The following is a 16,797-nucleotide window of genomic DNA, read 5'->3' as shown; positions in this document are numbered from 1 at the left end:
TTTTCCATTTATTTAGTTGTTATTATGAAGAATACAATTAATAACTAATAATGTCAATAGGAAAACTAAGAATTAAATTCGATAAAGTGAAACTTTAATCAGTGGGGGGTTCTTCATCCCCCCACCTAACCTTCTTTGCTTTCGCTGAATTTTGAGGTGGGGGGTCTTACTGCCCATTAAAGCCGGATAAATTCCCAAACATCTTGTTCCTCACATTCACCTAGTCTTGAAATGTATCACTAATACTGGATAAACTACACAGAAAAAGCCATTATTTCTATTGTTAGTAGAAATAATGGCTTTTTCTAGATTATGATTCTTATCGCATTTTATGTACTTCAGCAACTAACTTTCCGCCCTGAATACCCATATAAAGCTTCACAGGTGCATCATTCGTGTTTTCAAACACTAAGTCTAAGTATGGATATGCAATTGTAGCATCTCTTCCTTGTGGAACGTAACCTACCGTTTTAGAATGTGTTGTTCTCTCTACCATTTTCAAACCAGCTTGATCTGCTGCATTGTATAATGTTGATGATGTTTGACAAACACCACCGCCATATCCATCTACTAATTTACCATCTACAATTTCTTTTCCTAATTGATATCCTTTATCTGGCGTTGTATCACCAATTAATGCATTGAAAGAGAAACGGTCTCCTTTTGCTAATACAACTCCATTTATGCTCGCTGCTGACAAACGAATATTTTCAATACGGCCACCTGTTGAGCCACCTAAATTCGTTTCATATCTACCAATTACCGTACCACTTCCTTGCGCATCACTTAATGTTGCAGTAGGCTTCTTCTCAACAATAGGTAATTGATAGGAAGAATCCCACATACCTACGTTTAATAATTTATCTACTAATTCTTTTTCCATTAATTCATAAGAAGGTTTCCCTTCTTGCCAACTTCCATCAGATCCTAGACGTGAAGGGACCATCTTTTTGTCAACATTTTTTCCAACTTCCCTAGCAACCTTCTCAACTGATTTTTTAAATTTCGCTTCATCTTCAAAATAACCTAGACTCGACAAATCTAGCTTTTTCACTTCCGTACCTGTACGACCATCTACTAAACTAATAGAATCCTGTACTTCTGCTTTAGCCTCTACCGTGTGGCCACCAATATCACTTACTAATGCAACATCACTTACTTTTGTACCACAGCCACTCACTACAGCTACACATAAAACCCCAACTAATATACCCTTTACTTTACGGAACAATATACTCTCCCCTTTTCCCCAATACTACTTTTATGTATTATTTCATTTTTATGTATGTTTTGTTACAATCATTTTACAATATATTTATAAATTGTTACAAGTTATTTTTTACTCTATATAAATTACTCTTTTCTTTTCCAAATGTCTATACATATTTACATAAAAGTTTGAGTTTGATAGAATTGTAACCTTTACGTAACCTCTCCCTATTATCCAGTATATACCATAAAACGAACGAAATACAAATGTAAAACTCCATATTCGTATTTATAAAAAAACATCCTGTGAACATAAATAGGTATTTGCCGTGCCACACTCCGCTTTTACACATACATTATGGTGAATTAACCTATTTTAAAGAAATGGAGGATGTTTTTATGTACCCCTACAATCCATACGATCCATATAACCAAACTGGTTATCAACCTCAATATGATTTACAAGCACAATACCAACAATATATAGATCCAGTAGAACAAGTTAATCCATATGATCAAACTCGACAATTCCAACTTCCAATCTCTTTTCCTGGTGCTGGAAACCGTCAATTAGAAAGACGAGTAAATGAGCTTGAACAAAGAGTACGTCAATTAGAGAACACGGTTGAACGTCATACACGTAGATTAAACCGCTTAAACCAACGTTTACGTACAGTAGAAAACAGACTGAACATTCCATTTTCAGCATTAGAAGACGGATTTTAATTTCGAAAATAAAAAATATATGAAGGAAGGGGGCTCCCCTTCCTTATATAAATTGACGAAAGTTTTTTCCATCTCTATACTGATAAGAGTTAATGAAATGAAACAAGGTGATAAATATGGATTTTGAAATAAATTATCTTTCCTTTTATGTTGTACAAGTAGAAGGAAAAGGTGAAGCTGTTGATAAACGCTACAAACATTTTCAAACATTAGACGCTGAAGAGTATGAAGATAGCTCCTTAAAAGAATTTTTGAATGGAGAATTATTAAAAATTTCAAAGCGAAAAGTAGAACGTCATGCGAAAACAGAACAAGCTCCGACAAAAATCGGTCGCTTCATTGTAGAAGAAGGGCACGAACTTGATTCAAACCCTCATTACAACTTATTTAATCGCATTCGCTTTGCAGAAACGAAGGAAAACTTCAAAGATATGAGCGAACCTCTCGTTTATACATATCTTGACACAAGTGCTGTGCGCGGTGGTGTATTTTTAATTGCGCAAGCAAAACTACGCAAATACTTTGATGATCCATTCGTCTTCGTTATGAAATGTGACTTCGAGCCAAAAGTCGCTTCTATTTCCGATGAATCCACACTAATTCGTAACGTTGAAATGGCCATCACAACAAAAAATATGAAATCTATCCAATATCCGTACATGCCCGAAGAAGGTATGGTCGAATTGGGCGAGCTAAAGATTCACCAAGCATCACACGCCCGTTACTTTGAAGACTTCTTAAAATTCGTCGAATACGAACGCTCTATGCCTGAAATTATGAAGACACAAGTAATGGACATGGTATATGACCAAATTGAAGATGTATTTGAAGAAGGTACGGAAGAGCGCGAACAATTCGACCAAGCGATGGAAGTATGGGCTGCCAGTCCGAAACGTGAAATTATGGAACAATTTTCAACCGAAGAAGTAATGGAAGCTACCGCTCAAATCATCGAGCACGCGCCTGAAGTGGAATTAAAGCTAAAAGCAGACCATATCTCTGTAAAGGCCCTGCTTGCTGATTTCGGGGATCAAATACATATCGCAAAGGTAAATGACCGATACGTATTAATGATTGAGGCTGATACACTTACATTTGAGAAAGGCTTCTCTCCAATTGAGTTTCTGAAGCCAGATGAATTGCAAGACGTAATTGAGCGGATTGAGAATAAGCAGCAGTATTCTTATGATCCGAACGGGATTGAATAAATTCTTCTATATACCTATTTTTACTGAGCGCTATTAACAAAAGATCTTTTATTTAGGACATATTTGAAAGTTATGTAAAAAACCGATTCTACTAAGAATCGGTTTTTCTGCTTTATAATAAAATATGCTTATTTTTGATCCAAGAGGACATTTGTTACAGAATCAAGTAGATTACTTCCTTATTACACAAGCGTATTGCCAATAGAAGGACTTACTTCAATATTTCTAGTTGAACAAGTCCGTCTATACATTTTTTATGTTTTCTTTTTAGTCACTATGTATGTTGTTCAAGTGAAAATTTCACTTCACTACCTCAAATTTATTGTAATCGTAGAAAGATAATTGAAAACGATATTCTGGATGCTCTCTCACCCAATCGTAGGCTTCTTCTAAAATTTCCATTTTATTTTGCAAGTCATTCAATTCACTACATTCGTTCCTTTTCTGTTTGCATAGCGGACAGAATCCATTCACTATTTCAATACTCGTCGCCCTAATCGTTTTATTTTCTAAGTCAACTACTAAACGAAGAATAAAAGAATGCTCTTCTTTTGTAGTCACCGTCATTTCAGCAATCCCATCCTCATTCCAAAAGACTCCGTTTAATTCCATCTGTACGTTGACGTCTTTAATATCTAAGTCTATCACTATCACACCTCCCTTGTGTAAAACTCATCTTTTACTCTTCGATTTTAATCTTTAATACACCACGCTTTAAAGATATATTAAGCTTTTTCCAATTCTTCTTCTTTGCTATGAAAGGAAGTGTAATTACCGCTAATAGCGTGGTAAATATTATCCCAAAAACTAAAACTGTTACAATGTTAAAGATTGCTTCCATTCAACTTTACCCTCTTTCATTTCTATGGGCTCTAATTTTATGAATATATTAAAAAATTTCTTACCACACCATAAATTTCAAAGTAGCACAACAAATCAATTCCTATTTATCTGAATACTTTATTCATCCATCAATACAATGACAGTAAATTTATGTAGCTACAAATAGAGAAGAATGTCATTTAACCTCTGCATTCTTCTCCATCTCAGCCAAATACCTAATCTGCCTTTCCGCTTTTCTAACCGCCGTACGAAAATGTTTTTTCAGAAGTTCTATTGTAGGTTCACTTATATAATATCTTTCCATTATACTTTCCCACGTGTCACTACTTTCAAATGTACTCCAAACGAAAGGACGCTCTGTATTTTTTCTCATTTCTTTAAATACCCATTTTCGCATCTTTTTTTTCGCTTTTTCTGTTAGTTTTCCGTTCTCTACTAGTTCAAGTTCACCATGCCTTTTATACCTTTTAGTAATATCTCTCTCGCTATATGCTTTAAGAAGTATGTTCGCTGTATTCTCAGCATCCGCTAAAGCACGGTGCTGCTTTCCTTCCCATGTTAAACCGAGTTGTTCTACTGCAGATTGTAAACTCGGTGTATGCTCAAATAATTCTTCATACGCTTGGAAAACAAACTTTTGCAAATCAATTCTTCTTTCTTTTTCCATACACGGGCAATCTACACCATGTAACGTACAATCATGAACTAGAAACCGATAATCTTCTTTTCCCCATGTAACAAATATAGAATCTTCTCCGATAAACTGAATAAATTTCTCTATAATTTGCGGAAATTTCTCTACACCCATTAAATCTTTCTTTGTAATTCCCGTTAATTTTGTCGTATGGCGAGTAAGCCTAGCACCCGGTTTTACTAATTCCGAAAATTCTCCAATTACCTTCATTGTACTCGCTTCTATTTTTACAGCCCCGATATCAACTATCTCTGACGGGTCGTCTGATTTATACGGCCTAAAATTTCTCTCTATATCAAACACAATAAAATGTGTAGTGTTTTTCAATTTTTTTACCTCTTTCTAAGTTCCTTTTCACACACATACTTTATTTTCAGTATTTATTTATTCATACACTTTATGCATGTAATACCTTGTCTAAAAAACAAATTCAATCTCATTACTATATGTACATAGGGGGTTATTCAGTAAAAACGCAAAAAAAAAGAAGGGCAAGCCCTTCTTTTTTCCACAATTACTTCTTGTTAACGTTAGTAGCTTGAGGTCCACGGTTACCTTGTTCTACTTCGAAAGTAACTTCTTGACCTTCTTCTAAAGTTTTGAAGCCTTCGCCTTGGATAGCTGAGAAATGTACGAATACGTCTTCTCCGCCTTCAACTTCGATGAATCCGAAACCTTTTTCTGAGTTAAACCATTTTACTTTACCGTTTTGCATGAAAAAAATCCTCCTACAATGTACCTATATGTACATATTCATTTTCAACCACTTTACAAAAATAAGTCAGACATTAAAAAAACTGCAACTCTGAGGAGATTTAACATTGCTATCCTCCTCGGAAGTTACAGCTCATTTAAATCTCTATATTATTAAAAGTAAAATGGTTTAAATATAATATATCATATCAATATAATAAAAGCAAAGTTTTTTTTACTATACAACTTTTTTCTTCCATTGCATTGCTTTTGATTCACCTGATCCAGCTACAACATAGCCTTCTTTTTCGTTCACGATGCGCCAACCATGCCCTTTAACTGAGTCACATACTGTAACAATTCCTTCTTCTAGAAGTACACGACAAACTGTACTAATCCCCGCCTTATTTTGCGTTGACGTTGTATATAGCACATGTTGATCTACACTTAAGTCTAAATAGCTACTTGCTTTTTGCTCACTTTGACATGTGTGCCAATATGTTTTTTCACTCTCTATACTTTCATCTATTTTACAAAAAGAAATATTACCGCTAATCCCCTTGCACGACCCACTGGCTGCTACTAAATAAGAATTGTGTAAAGTCAACGCTGAAATCATCTGATTCATTACGATTTTAATCCTCTTTAATTTACGTGTCTCCAAATTAAAGAGCCAAACACCACCATATTTAGTATGTATTTTCGTACCAATAAATAAGTAATGTTTATATAAAAACAACGATCGAATAGATGGTGCCCCGCCACCATACTCAAGAAATGGATGAATGGTTTCCCATGTCGAACCAAAATCATTCGAATGATACAACGTTTTATCTCCATGAGCAATGACAGTTCCTTCTATATTACTACACACATTCCAACTCGTTGCCTTTGTTGGAAAACGTTGAACCGTCCAATTCTCCCCACCATTCATACTACGAATAAAAATTCCTTCGTCACCTACACCATACACTACATTATCTTCGCTATGTAAATCCCTAATTCGTTTTTGAAAACCATGTAAAATTTGTTTCCATTCTCCGTCTTGTTCAATAAATAAACCATTATATGTAGTAGCTAACATAAGCTTTCCATCTCTTAACTTTGTAATAGCGGTCGCACTTAACATTGTCTCCACGTTGACACTCCCATTCTTAGAACTTCTCAGCAAATGCAATTGCAAAATTACTGCATTTTTCAACATCCTCTTCATCTTCTGGAGCTAGTTCGATTTTCAACCCTTCTTGTACAAGCTCTGCACCGCGCTCTACAAGTCTTTCTTCAAATATCGTTACCGCTTCACAAAATAGTTCATACGCCGTATCACCTGATCCGAATACCGCTGCTTTCTTCCCTGATAAATCTATATTTTCTAAGTCATCATGGAAATCTTCCGCTTCAAATGGCAATTCCCCATCTCCCCACGTATAAGACCCTAAAATGATTCCATCATAAGCTAATAACTCTTCAGCATCCATGCCTTCCATTTCTTGCAATACTACTTCATGATCAAAGGCATCTAAACTAACTTTAATTAAATCAGCAATACTCTCTGTATTTCCTGACATACTCGCATAAGCTATTAAAATTTTCGCCACTTCGGCATCCCCCTCTTACAATAAATGATTCTCATTCTCATTATATTAATAATGAGAATCAATTTCAATTATATTTTTATTTATTCCATATAAAAAAGCACAGATGACTATACAATCATCTGTGCTTTTTATTACTTTTTAAAAATACCAAACGGCTTTCCAACTGGTAAAACAACTTTTCCAAAGTGTGTGTTTAACACTGCTGCTGCTGAACCATAGAAAGATAATAATGAAATAAGAAGTTCAGAATATGCTGCTAAATTATGCATTGCATGCGGCATAACACCTAAAGTACTTAATGAAAGACCAATAAATAAGAAATCAATAAGAACGAAAATCATAAATAATACTTTATGTGTTTCCATTGCACCAATTGTCATAAAGATTGTGAAAATCAAATATCCGATAAAGGCTACACCAAGCTGTTTTGAATCTGCAGCTTGTGCTAATTTTTCGCCGAATACTCCAAGTTGAATTAACCAAGTCATTCCAACGCCTAGCCAAAATAGACCGTACGCACCGAATGCTGTTGTACCGAATGTATTGTTATGCTTTGCATCATGAATGCACGCAAAGATTTGTGCAAATCCTCCTAAAAAGATTGCCCATGGTAATACGAGTGAAACGCCATCTGTTAAGCCTAACTTTTGAGATGATGCTACAAGTGTTACCATCGCTAATCCAAATAGACCGATTCCAGATGGATCTGCTGTTGTCATTTTCACATGATGTGTAGTTGTTTGATTGCTCATATAAACCTCCTGATTATAAACATACTCGAATACAATACTTAAATCAGAAGACTATGTCAATGGTTTTTTTTGTATGTTGTCAGACCTTATATTTTATAATGTTCTAATATACTTTCAACCACTTCATACGGTTTTATATTCACTTTTTCCAACTCATATATCGGCAACCATAACGGAATATAAATCCCTCTATCTTTCATTTCGAATTCTTCAGCTTTACCACTTCCAAAAACTCCACCTACAATATCGGCATTAAAATAATACTCCGTACTCTTATACTCCACCTTTGCAATTAAATGCTCCACTTTTATATGTACCCCTAATTCTTCAAAAATTTCTCGCCTTGTTGCTTCTTCAGGTGTTTCTCCTTCTTCGATTCCTCCGCCTGGAAAAACATAGTACGTTTCATCTTCTCGAATACGTTTTATAAGAGCTATTTTTCCTTTCTGCACAATGATAGCCGCGCCGCGATTTCTTATCATTTTATTACCTCAATACCAATCGCAACTGTTCCCCACTTTTGTTCTTGTTCTTTCGTATATATTTTGTATGTACTTTCTAACATTTCCTCTAAACTATCATTTTCACAATCCAATAATTTTTTATCAATTTGTTCGTACATTTCTTGAAAGTTTTCGTATCGTTTTATCTCCGTTACTTTTACAGCCATCGTTGCTGCTGTCGTAAGGTTCGTAAATATAATATGATCGCCTTGTTTTATGAGGTGACGTTTTTTATCGTATAAGCGCACTTCATACACTTTTTTTCCTGATTGAATTGACTGAAAAGGTTTATTATATAATCCCATCTCATATCTCATACATTCCACTCCCATTTATTCATTTTACTTATTAACACTGGTCACCTTACTACACCTTGCATATAATATTCCACGCTTATTTCTTGATTGAGAAAGAAGGTTGAAGAATCATGTTATATTTAAATCAAAAACCTGAATATAGTAAGTATGATATCGGTGATTATACTTATAGTAAAGTAGGTCCAACTATTTTTTCTTGGAATGATGAAACGAAATTAAAAATAGGTAAGTTTTGTTCATTAGGAGAAGACGTTGTTTTCATACTTGGCGGAGAACATCGCGCGGACTGGATAATGACTTATCCATTTAACGCTCTTTTCAGCGAAGGAGCCCATATTACTGGTCACCCCTCTTCAAAAGGTGATATCGTAATCGGCAATGATGTATGGATTGGTTATCAATCCTGCATTTTATCTGGTGTTACAATTGGTAACGGTGCCATTATTGGTGCCAAAAGTGTTGTTACAAAAGACGTCCCTCCATATGCAATTGTGGCTGGTAATCCAGCAAAATTTATTCGATATCGTTTCCCGCAAGAAACAATTGACAAACTAGAGAATCTTGCATGGTGGGATTGGGACATTTCTGTTATAAAAAGAGCGATTCCATTACTACTCTCCGACAAAACCGATGAATTTTTCACCTCGCCCGAAAAAGAATCTACATGATTCATGCAGAAAGAGCATCCTTCTCTTACAGGATGCTCTTTCTGCATTTATTTTTTCTTTATTTGCAAGTGATCACACGGAGAACATTGAAAAGGAATTTTCCCTAAACAATTAAGATTCGTTTCGCAAATTTGTTGTATCGTTGGAACGAACGGAATGACGACTATATTACTTTCTACTATTTGTGTAACAGGTGGCAATACTGTACCTACTTGATGTTCGAAACGAATACTCGCTTGATTAATATAATTTCCTGAACCACTTGGCGCGCTCTGCACTACTACTTGGAACGAAACGGTTCGCGCTTGACCAGGATTTAAACTTCCTATAAGAAATCCTGATACTGGGTTTACATTTGGCACTGACGTATTATCAATCGTTACAGTTCCAAGGACAAATTGAACACTACTATCCAACATATCTTGAAAACGAATGTTTTGTATTGCTGTATCCCCCGTATTTGTAATAACTGTCGTAAACGTAATGACATCTCCAATCGTTGCTGCCTGTAAATCTGCTGTTTTTACGACTGTCGTTGAGACATTTTGAGAAATAAACGGGATAACAACTGTATTGCTATCACCTTCAACTAATACTGGCGGCTCATTCGGGTTTACAATTGCTAGCCCATTTGCTATAGCAGTATTTGTAACTAAATTATTTATTTGTCCTCCTGTTATTACAACTTGGAAATTAATAATGGCTGCATCATTTGGCTGAAAATCACCTAACGGGATACCAGTATTCGGATTGGCAAATGGAAGAGATACATCATTTACCGTTACCGTGCCATTTATAAATAACGTATTCGGATCAATGATATCTGTTAAAACAATATTCGTCACAGGAACTGTACTGTCATTTATAACGGCAATTCCGTAAGTGACAACATCTCCTACCATTGCTACTTCAAAGTTTGCTCCTTTTGCAACAAATAAGATTGCAGTATTTACCGTTACAATAACTGTATTGCTCGTGTCCATCACTGTAACTGGAGGCTCTCCTGGTACTAGAATATATTCTGCTAACGCTCCAGCAACGTTTACTACTGTTCCACCATCCGGAAAACTTGTAATCGTAGCTTTATATGTTACAAGTGCCGTCTCACCAACTGGAATATCTGGTATCGTAAATCCAATTTGCGGATTTACCCCCGGTTGCAGAACCCCATTTATCGTTACACTATTTGGGACGAAATCAGCTTCCTGAGATAGCACATCGATAAATTGAACATTCATTGCATCAGCAGTACCAGTATTTAATATACGAACCGTATACGTTACCGTTTCTCCTACGCCAACAATTGAATGGTCTACTTCTTTTAGCATATCTAAGCTACCTCTATTTACCGGCGTAACCGTCGTATTACTTGAATTTGTAATTGTAGACGGAGGTTCTCCTGGAATCAATTCGAAATCACCCGTTACTCTCGCTGTATTCATAATGCTACTAGAAGACGGAACCGAGATTACATTTACTTCAAATGTAATTAATACGCTATCCCCTACAGCAAGATCCGGTAATAAAAAGCCTACAAATGGATCTAATCCTACTTGCGGAATCCCATTTATTTGTACACTTCCAGGAACGAATTCCAAACTAGGTGACGGAACATCGATAAACTGAACATTCGTTGCTGTTACCGTTCCCGTATTTGTAACTTGCACACTATACGTTAACGTATCTCCTACTCGCGTTGCTTGTTTATTTACTGTTTTTATTATATTGAAGCGCCCTCTATTCACACTTGTTATTGTCGTATTACTTGACTGATTTACTATAACTGGTGGTTCTCCTGGTACTAAAGTAAAACTTCCTGTTATATTTGCAACGTTCGTAATTGTTCCTGATGACGGGATGTTTGTAACTGTCGCTTGAAACGTCACGATAACCGTTTCACCCACTGGTATATCTCCAACTCCAAAGCCAGTAATCGGATTTAAGGTTGGTTGCGTGGCTCCATTTATCGTTACACTATTTGGTACAAATGACGCCCCTACTGAAATGATATCAACAAACTGAACATCATTTGCTGTTATTGTTCCTGTATTCGTTATTTGCACTGTATACGTCAATACATCTCCAACTAGAGTAGCGGCTCTATTTACTTGTTTAATAACAGTAAATCGTCCTCTATTTACAGTTGTAAGTGTTGTATTACTCGGCTGATTCACTATAACTGGTGGTTCTCCTGGTACTAATATAAAACTTCCAGTAACATTTGCCGTATTGGCAATTGTTCCGTTTGACGGAACACTGACAACGGTTACTTGGAATGTGACTTCTACACTTTCACCTGGATTTATATCTGGAAGCGTGAACCCATTATTCGGATTGAACCCAGGTTGTAACACACCGTTTATCGTTACACTGCTCGGTACGAATGTTATAGAGGAAGGTAATACATCACTATATTGAACATTCGTCGCTATCACGGTTCCCGTATTTTGAACTACTGTTGTATATGTGATTGTATCGCCTACCGCAACAACCGGCTGACTTACTGATTTTAAAACATTTAAACCAGGCTCATTGATTTCTGTTAATGTCGTGTTACTTGTCGTCGTCTCAGTAATAGGCGGCTCTGTCTCACTTACAGCAAATGTAGCCGTAACGTCCACAAAGTTAACAACTGTTCCACCTTGAGGTATGCTCGTTACCATCTCCCGGTATGTGACAAGTACAGAATCACCTACAGGTATATCTGGAACTGTAAAGCCTATGAATGGATCTAGTCCAGGTTCTGGTATTCCATTTATACTCACACTTCCTGGAACAAATGCTACACCACTCGTACTAGAATCAAGAAATTGAACATTCGTTGCCGGTACTGTTCCAAAGTTAGAAATTAGTACATCATAGGTTAATATTTCTCCAACCGTCGCTGCCTCTTTATCTACTATTTTCACTGGAGAAATTGAAGCTATATTAATTGTCGTAACGACTAAATTCGTTAATATCGTTTGCGTAATCGGTGGCTCCTGCGGATTTGGTTGTGAAGTAAACGTAACGTCAGCATCATTTAATATGACTTCATTATCTGGAATTTCCGTAATGGTCACTTGGAACGTTACAGAAATACTCGCACCAGTATTTAATAACGGAGTAACTGTAAAGCCTATTTCTGGATTTAATCCAGGTTGCTGTATTCCACCTATCGTTACACTGTTGTCAACAAACGTCGTCCCTTCTGGAATGACATCCTGGAAGAGTACGTCTGTAACAGGGATAATTCCTACATTCGTTATTAACACTGTATACGTTAATACATCTCCAACAGCTCCAGCGGCAACATTTACTGTTTTTGTTGCTGTCACTTCGCCAGGAGGAGGTAATGGTATTGTAACTACCGTTGTATTACTTGAATTCGTTGTTGTTACAGGTGGTTGTAAAGGATTTAATAAGAAAGCGGCTGTAGCAGATGCTGTATTTAATACTGCTCCGCGTGTAGACGGTGCAACTACCGTAACTTGGAACGTTACTGTCAATGATGTTCCAGCTGCAATATTAGGAAGCAGGAAACCTACATTTGGGTCAAATCCAGGTTGTGGCGTTCCATTTATCGTCACACTATTTGCTACAAATGTTGTTTCTAGAGCAATTGGATCAATGAAAGAGACATTCGTTGCTGTTACTGTGCCGTTATTTCGAATGACAACAGAATACGTGTAAGTTTCTCCAAGTGCTGCTTGTTGTACAGATGAAGATTTTTGTATATTTAACTGTGCTGTATTTACTTGTGTCACTACAAAATTACTAGTTGTAGTAGTTGTTATAGGAGGACCTGCTGGATTAATAAGGAAACTTGCGGTAACGTTTGATTGGTTTCTTATATTTCCACCACTCGGAACACTTGTCACTGTCACTTGGAAGGTAATTGTAGCAGTTTGCCCCACCGGAATATTGGTAACAGGAAAACCCGCTATAGGATTCGCACCTTGCTGAACGACTCCATTGATCGTTACACTATTCGCTACAAATGTAGCTCCAGATGGGATTGGATCTTGAAAAATAATATTCGTTGCAGGAACAGTTCCTGTATTTTGAATAAGAATCGTATACGTTAACGTATCTCCTACTCCCGCTTGTGTTGTATTTACACTCTTCATTACATTAAGCGATCCCACATTCACTCGCGTCACAACAATATTACTAATCGTTACAATTGTAATTGGTGGCTGGAGAGGACTGACTTGGAAATCCGCAGTTACATTCGCATTATTCGGAAGAACTCTATTTGGTGGTTCACTTGTGATTGTCACTTGAAAAGTAACTGTTACTGTCCCTCCTACTGGAATATTAGCAAGCGGAAATCCAGAGGTCGGATCTAAACCCGATTGCGGGGCTCCGTTTATTGTTACACTATTCGCTACAAAAGTGGTTCCAACTGGAATCGGATCAAGGAATGATACATTTGTCGCTGCTACTGTTCCACTATTTTGTATAAGAACTGTATACGTTAACGTATCTCCTACACCAGCTTCAGTAGCACTTACACTTTTCATTACATTTAATCCTGAAGAATTCACGACCGTCATAACAGTATTACTTGGTACTGTTACAGTAATTGGTGGCTCTGTTGGATTCAGAAGGAAATCTCCAGTGACATTCGCATTATTTACAACATTATTTCCTTGGGGAATTTCATCAATTAATACTTCAAACGTAACAATTACATTCGCGCCAGTAGGCAAATCATTTAACGGGAATCCAAGTTCTGGATCTGCACCTTCTTGTAAAATACCATTAACAAATACACTGTTTTCAATAAATAATGTTCCTTGTGGAATTGAATCTTGGAAAAACACATTTGTAGCTGGTACACTACCTGCATTTATGATTTCGATTGTATATACTAAAATATCGCCTACGGTTGCCACATCCGTATTCACTGCTTTCACAACTTCAAAATTCCCTGATTGTACAGTTGTATTCACTAGGTTACTCGGAATAGTAATCGTAACTGGTGGTTCACTCGGATTCACTTGAAAACTTGCTGTGACATTCGCGCGGTTTAAAATATCTTCATCTCCTGGATCCTGTACAATTACTACTTCAAATGTGACTACAACCGTTTGAGCCGCAGGAATATTTGGAAGAGAAAATCCTGTATTCGGATTCAATCCACTTTGTGGTACTCCATTAATTGTTACAGAATTTGCAACGAAAGAAACAGCGGAAGAAATAGTGTCTTGGAATAACACATTTGTTAGGGGAACGTTTCCTGTATTTTGAACGGCAATCGTATATGTTAAAGTATCTCCTACTGCTGCTTGCGTTGTATTCACTTCTTTTATTACATTTAAACCGCCTGTATTAATTTGTGTTACCACTGTATTCGTCATTCTATTAATTGTAACTGGTGGCTGATTCGGATTAACAACAAAATTAGCAGATACACTCCCCCGATTCGCAATCGTACCTCCCGATGGTGTAGATGTAACTCGAACTTGAAATGTAACAGTCCTACTTCCGCCAGCAGATATATTAGCTACTGTAAACCCAGTCGCTGGATTTGCCCCAGGTTGTGAAACCCCGTCCACAGTCACACTATTTGCGATAAAAGTCGTTCCAACTGGAATCGGATCTTGAAAAATAACATTTGTCGCAAGTACATTTCCGATATTCTCAATAGTAATAGTGTACGTAAGAACGTCATTCACTGTCGCAAAAGCTCTATCTACTGTTTTTCTCGTTCTTATATCAGCTATATTAATAGTAGTCACTACAGTATTACTTGTCGCTTGCCCTGAAACTGGTTGTTGACCAGGCACTGGGGTAAAGGTAAAGGTTGCACTCGCACGGTTCGGAATTGGATTGACAAGAGGATTAGATGTTACTCGAACTTGAAAGCGCACTACAGTCGTTTGTGAAGCATTAATACTTCCTAGATTAATACTACTTGCTGGATTCGCTCCTGGACGCGCTACTCCATTCACCGTAACACTATTTGGAACAAATGTTGTGCCAGCCGGGATGCTATCAACAAAAATCACATTATTTGCAGCAACATTCCCATTATTTGTGACATTAACTGTGTACGTTAATACATCATTAAGTGTCGCAGTCTGTAGATCTACAGATTTTTGCATACTTATAGTTGCTTGGTTCACTGTCGTTTGTACTGTATTTGAAGAAGATGTACTTGTAATAGGAGAACTACCGACAAAAGGACGGAATTGATATGACACCATTGCACGATTTAAAATAGGATTGGGATTCGGGAATGATGTTATTCGTACTTGAAATGTAACAACTCTTTGCGTGTTATTTGGGATTGTTCCTAAATTAATTCCAGTAGCAGGGTTTGCATTCGGCTGTGTTACTCCCCCTACTGTTACACTACCTGCAACAAACGTCGTTCCGTTCGGAATGCTATCACGTAATACAACGTTTTCTGCACTTCCTGTTCCTGTATTTGGGACCGTAATCGTATAAGTGAGAGTATCCCCTACCCCTGCGACTGTTCTATTGACCGATTTAACAGGATTAATAATTGGACCTGTTGCATCAATTTGAACACCAAAACCAGCTGCAGCGTATCCATCTCCATTTGTAACAAATCGAACAGTTGCTGACGTTTGATTGTTTACTAAAGATGCAGAGGCATCTACATTCGTAATATCCCACCCTTGTCTTCGGACAGCCAAAGCTACCCCTAACGGCTGATTTAAATCTCCGAATGTACCGCTCGTATCTAAATTTCCGCTGTCATTACAAATTTGAGACTGGAAGAAATTATTTGCAGGGTTTCTCGGCCCGAATAATGCAACTGTAGCATTTGGGTTTGGTCCAAAGCGAAGTTGATCTCCAGAAATGTTGGAATCTCCCTCTTGAGCGGTTACAAGTACCCTTCCTGTTACAGCTCCTGTAGCTGGCGTAGCAAATCCTGAAATAGTAGCATCAACTGGTGGTGATGAAGCATCAATAATTTCTTGACCTGCATATACTGACAAATTTCGAAGTGGTAAACTTGCATTTTGATACACAACCTCAAGCGTCCATCCCGCTGAACGGCTAATTGTTGGGTCAGCTGAAGTTCTTGCAGCTGGCACAGCACCCGTTGTATACGTGCCTGCCCCACCTGCACTAACAAGATTCGTTACATTGGCAGAGCGAGCATAATAAAACTGGTTTCCTACTGAACCTTGCTGCGCGGTAGCAGGATCTGGCGTAACAGAAAACGTCCCTGCTGGCGTTGTAAATGTAATGTTATCATTTAAAAATGGTAAAACATCTTCCGTATCAGTCCGGAAAGTACCAGCCCAAACTAATTCTGCATATAACACACTGCTTCCCGCTGGAAGATTTAAAATTGCACTAGAAGAATTCAATCGCCAGTCATCCGTTGTACCTGCTGGGAATCCTGGTACTTGCAGCGCTGTATTTACTGTCGTAAACACAGCAAGTGTACCAAAAATATTGCCTGGCGCAGGCGATGTAGGGCTAAGCCCTAACGTATTCCCCGTAAAAGTGACGGCACCAGGTACTGTTGTCGTAAAACGATTTATAAAAGGCACGCAATCATCTCATTTCAATTATAGTAAAAAGTGCTCTATACTATAAAATGTAGACAAACTATACAA

14 protein-coding genes are annotated in these 16,797 nt (G+C 37.2%); 3 read left to right on the top strand and 11 right to left on the bottom strand.

Annotated elements, in window-relative coordinates; genetic code table 11:
* Positions 1 to 319 precede the first annotated feature (319 nt).
* The gene (locus PDK19_RS14945; RefSeq protein ID WP_000488988.1) at positions 320 to 1,231 is read right to left on the bottom strand and encodes a VanW family protein; all 912 of its coding nucleotides are present in this window, start codon (positions 1,229 to 1,231) and stop codon (positions 320 to 322) included.
* A 362-nt stretch (positions 1,232 to 1,593) separates the two neighbouring features.
* On the opposite strand from PDK19_RS14945, the gene PDK19_RS14940 reads away from it, so the two are divergent.
* Both PDK19_RS14940 and PDK19_RS14935 read left to right on the top strand, forming a co-directional pair.
* A complete protein-coding gene (locus tag PDK19_RS14940; protein WP_001997954.1) occupies positions 1,594 to 1,935 on the top strand; it encodes a hypothetical protein in 342 nt (113 codons plus the stop codon).
* A 116-nt stretch (positions 1,936 to 2,051) separates the two neighbouring features.
* Positions 2,052 to 3,143: a DUF3900 domain-containing protein gene (locus PDK19_RS14935; protein ID WP_270707449.1), complete on the top strand. Its 1,092-nt coding sequence runs from the start codon at positions 2,052 to 2,054 to the stop codon at positions 3,141 to 3,143.
* A gap of 300 nt (positions 3,144 to 3,443) precedes the next feature.
* Here the strand turns inward: PDK19_RS14935 and PDK19_RS14930 are convergent, their stop codons facing one another.
* From PDK19_RS14930 to PDK19_RS14890, 9 genes are all read right to left on the bottom strand, one after another.
* On the bottom strand, positions 3,444 to 3,791 hold the full coding sequence (locus PDK19_RS14930) for a hypothetical protein (protein ID WP_000566101.1): 348 nt from the start codon (positions 3,789 to 3,791) through the stop codon (positions 3,444 to 3,446).
* A gap of 31 nt (positions 3,792 to 3,822) precedes the next feature.
* Entirely contained in the window at positions 3,823 to 3,984 is a 162-nt protein-coding gene (locus tag PDK19_RS14925) for a hypothetical protein (RefSeq protein ID WP_000387289.1), read from the bottom strand.
* Between the two features lie 177 nt (positions 3,985 to 4,161).
* On the bottom strand, positions 4,162 to 5,007 hold the full coding sequence (locus tag PDK19_RS14920) for an exonuclease (protein ID WP_074567559.1): 846 nt from the start codon (positions 5,005 to 5,007) through the stop codon (positions 4,162 to 4,164).
* Between the two features lie 187 nt (positions 5,008 to 5,194).
* Positions 5,195 to 5,395, bottom strand: a complete 201-nt coding sequence (gene cspB, locus PDK19_RS14915; RefSeq protein WP_001179150.1) for a cold shock-like protein CspB — start codon at positions 5,393 to 5,395, stop codon at positions 5,195 to 5,197.
* Between the two features lie 216 nt (positions 5,396 to 5,611).
* The gene (locus tag PDK19_RS14910) at positions 5,612 to 6,511 is read right to left on the bottom strand and encodes a WD40/YVTN/BNR-like repeat-containing protein (protein WP_000449506.1); all 900 of its coding nucleotides are present in this window, start codon (positions 6,509 to 6,511) and stop codon (positions 5,612 to 5,614) included.
* A 16-nt stretch (positions 6,512 to 6,527) separates the two neighbouring features.
* Entirely contained in the window at positions 6,528 to 6,971 is a 444-nt protein-coding gene (locus tag PDK19_RS14905) for a flavodoxin (protein ID WP_001062754.1), read from the bottom strand.
* A 131-nt stretch (positions 6,972 to 7,102) separates the two neighbouring features.
* Positions 7,103 to 7,723 carry an acetate uptake transporter gene (locus PDK19_RS14900; protein WP_000070938.1) on the bottom strand — a complete coding sequence of 207 codons (621 nt, stop codon included), beginning with the start codon at positions 7,721 to 7,723 and terminating at the stop codon, positions 7,103 to 7,105.
* An 86-nt stretch (positions 7,724 to 7,809) separates the two neighbouring features.
* Complete coding sequence (locus PDK19_RS14895) at positions 7,810 to 8,205, bottom strand: NUDIX hydrolase (protein ID WP_000620839.1); 396 nt, start codon at positions 8,203 to 8,205, stop codon at positions 7,810 to 7,812.
* Positions 8,202 to 8,543 (bottom strand): ASCH domain-containing protein, encoded by a 342-nt coding sequence (locus PDK19_RS14890; RefSeq protein WP_001268350.1) that lies wholly within the window; start codon positions 8,541 to 8,543, stop codon positions 8,202 to 8,204. The genes PDK19_RS14895 and PDK19_RS14890 overlap by 4 nt, the downstream gene beginning before the upstream one ends.
* A 110-nt stretch (positions 8,544 to 8,653) precedes the next feature.
* Between PDK19_RS14890 and PDK19_RS14885 the strand changes: the two genes are divergently transcribed.
* On the top strand, positions 8,654 to 9,211 hold the full coding sequence (locus PDK19_RS14885; RefSeq protein ID WP_270707446.1) for a CatB-related O-acetyltransferase: 558 nt from the start codon (positions 8,654 to 8,656) through the stop codon (positions 9,209 to 9,211).
* Between the two features lie 47 nt (positions 9,212 to 9,258).
* On the opposite strand, the gene PDK19_RS14880 is transcribed toward PDK19_RS14885, so the two are convergent.
* Positions 9,259 to 16,731, bottom strand: coding sequence for a DUF7507 domain-containing protein (locus PDK19_RS14880; RefSeq protein WP_270707444.1), 7,473 nt, complete (start codon positions 16,729 to 16,731; stop codon positions 9,259 to 9,261).
* Positions 16,732 to 16,797: the final 66 nt, after the last annotated feature.

Source organism: Bacillus cereus group sp. BcHK124 (assembly GCF_027712065.1).
Taxonomy (GTDB): domain Bacteria; phylum Bacillota; class Bacilli; order Bacillales; family Bacillaceae_G; genus Bacillus_A; species Bacillus_A pacificus.
This window is presented reverse-complemented; position numbering and strand designations above follow the sequence as displayed.

Bases quoted from the DNA above. Each gene is read 5' to 3' on its own strand.
- PDK19_RS14890 (WP_001268350.1), bottom strand. From the start codon at position 8,543: ATGAGATATGAGATGGGATTATATAATAAACCTTTTCAGTCAATTCAA.
- PDK19_RS14900 (WP_000070938.1), bottom strand. From the start codon at position 7,723: ATGAGCAATCAAACAACTACACATCATGTGAAAATGACAACAGCAGAT.
- PDK19_RS14940 (WP_001997954.1), top strand. From the start codon at position 1,594: ATGGAGGATGTTTTTATGTACCCCTACAATCCATACGATCCATATAAC.
- PDK19_RS14895 (WP_000620839.1), bottom strand. From the start codon at position 8,205: ATGATAAGAAATCGCGGCGCGGCTATCATTGTGCAGAAAGGAAAAATA.
- PDK19_RS14935 (WP_270707449.1), top strand. From the start codon at position 2,052: ATGGATTTTGAAATAAATTATCTTTCCTTTTATGTTGTACAAGTAGAA.
- PDK19_RS14925 (WP_000387289.1), bottom strand. From the start codon at position 3,984: ATGGAAGCAATCTTTAACATTGTAACAGTTTTAGTTTTTGGGATAATA.
- PDK19_RS14885 (WP_270707446.1), top strand. From the start codon at position 8,654: ATGTTATATTTAAATCAAAAACCTGAATATAGTAAGTATGATATCGGT.
- cspB (WP_001179150.1), bottom strand. From the start codon at position 5,395: ATGCAAAACGGTAAAGTAAAATGGTTTAACTCAGAAAAAGGTTTCGGA.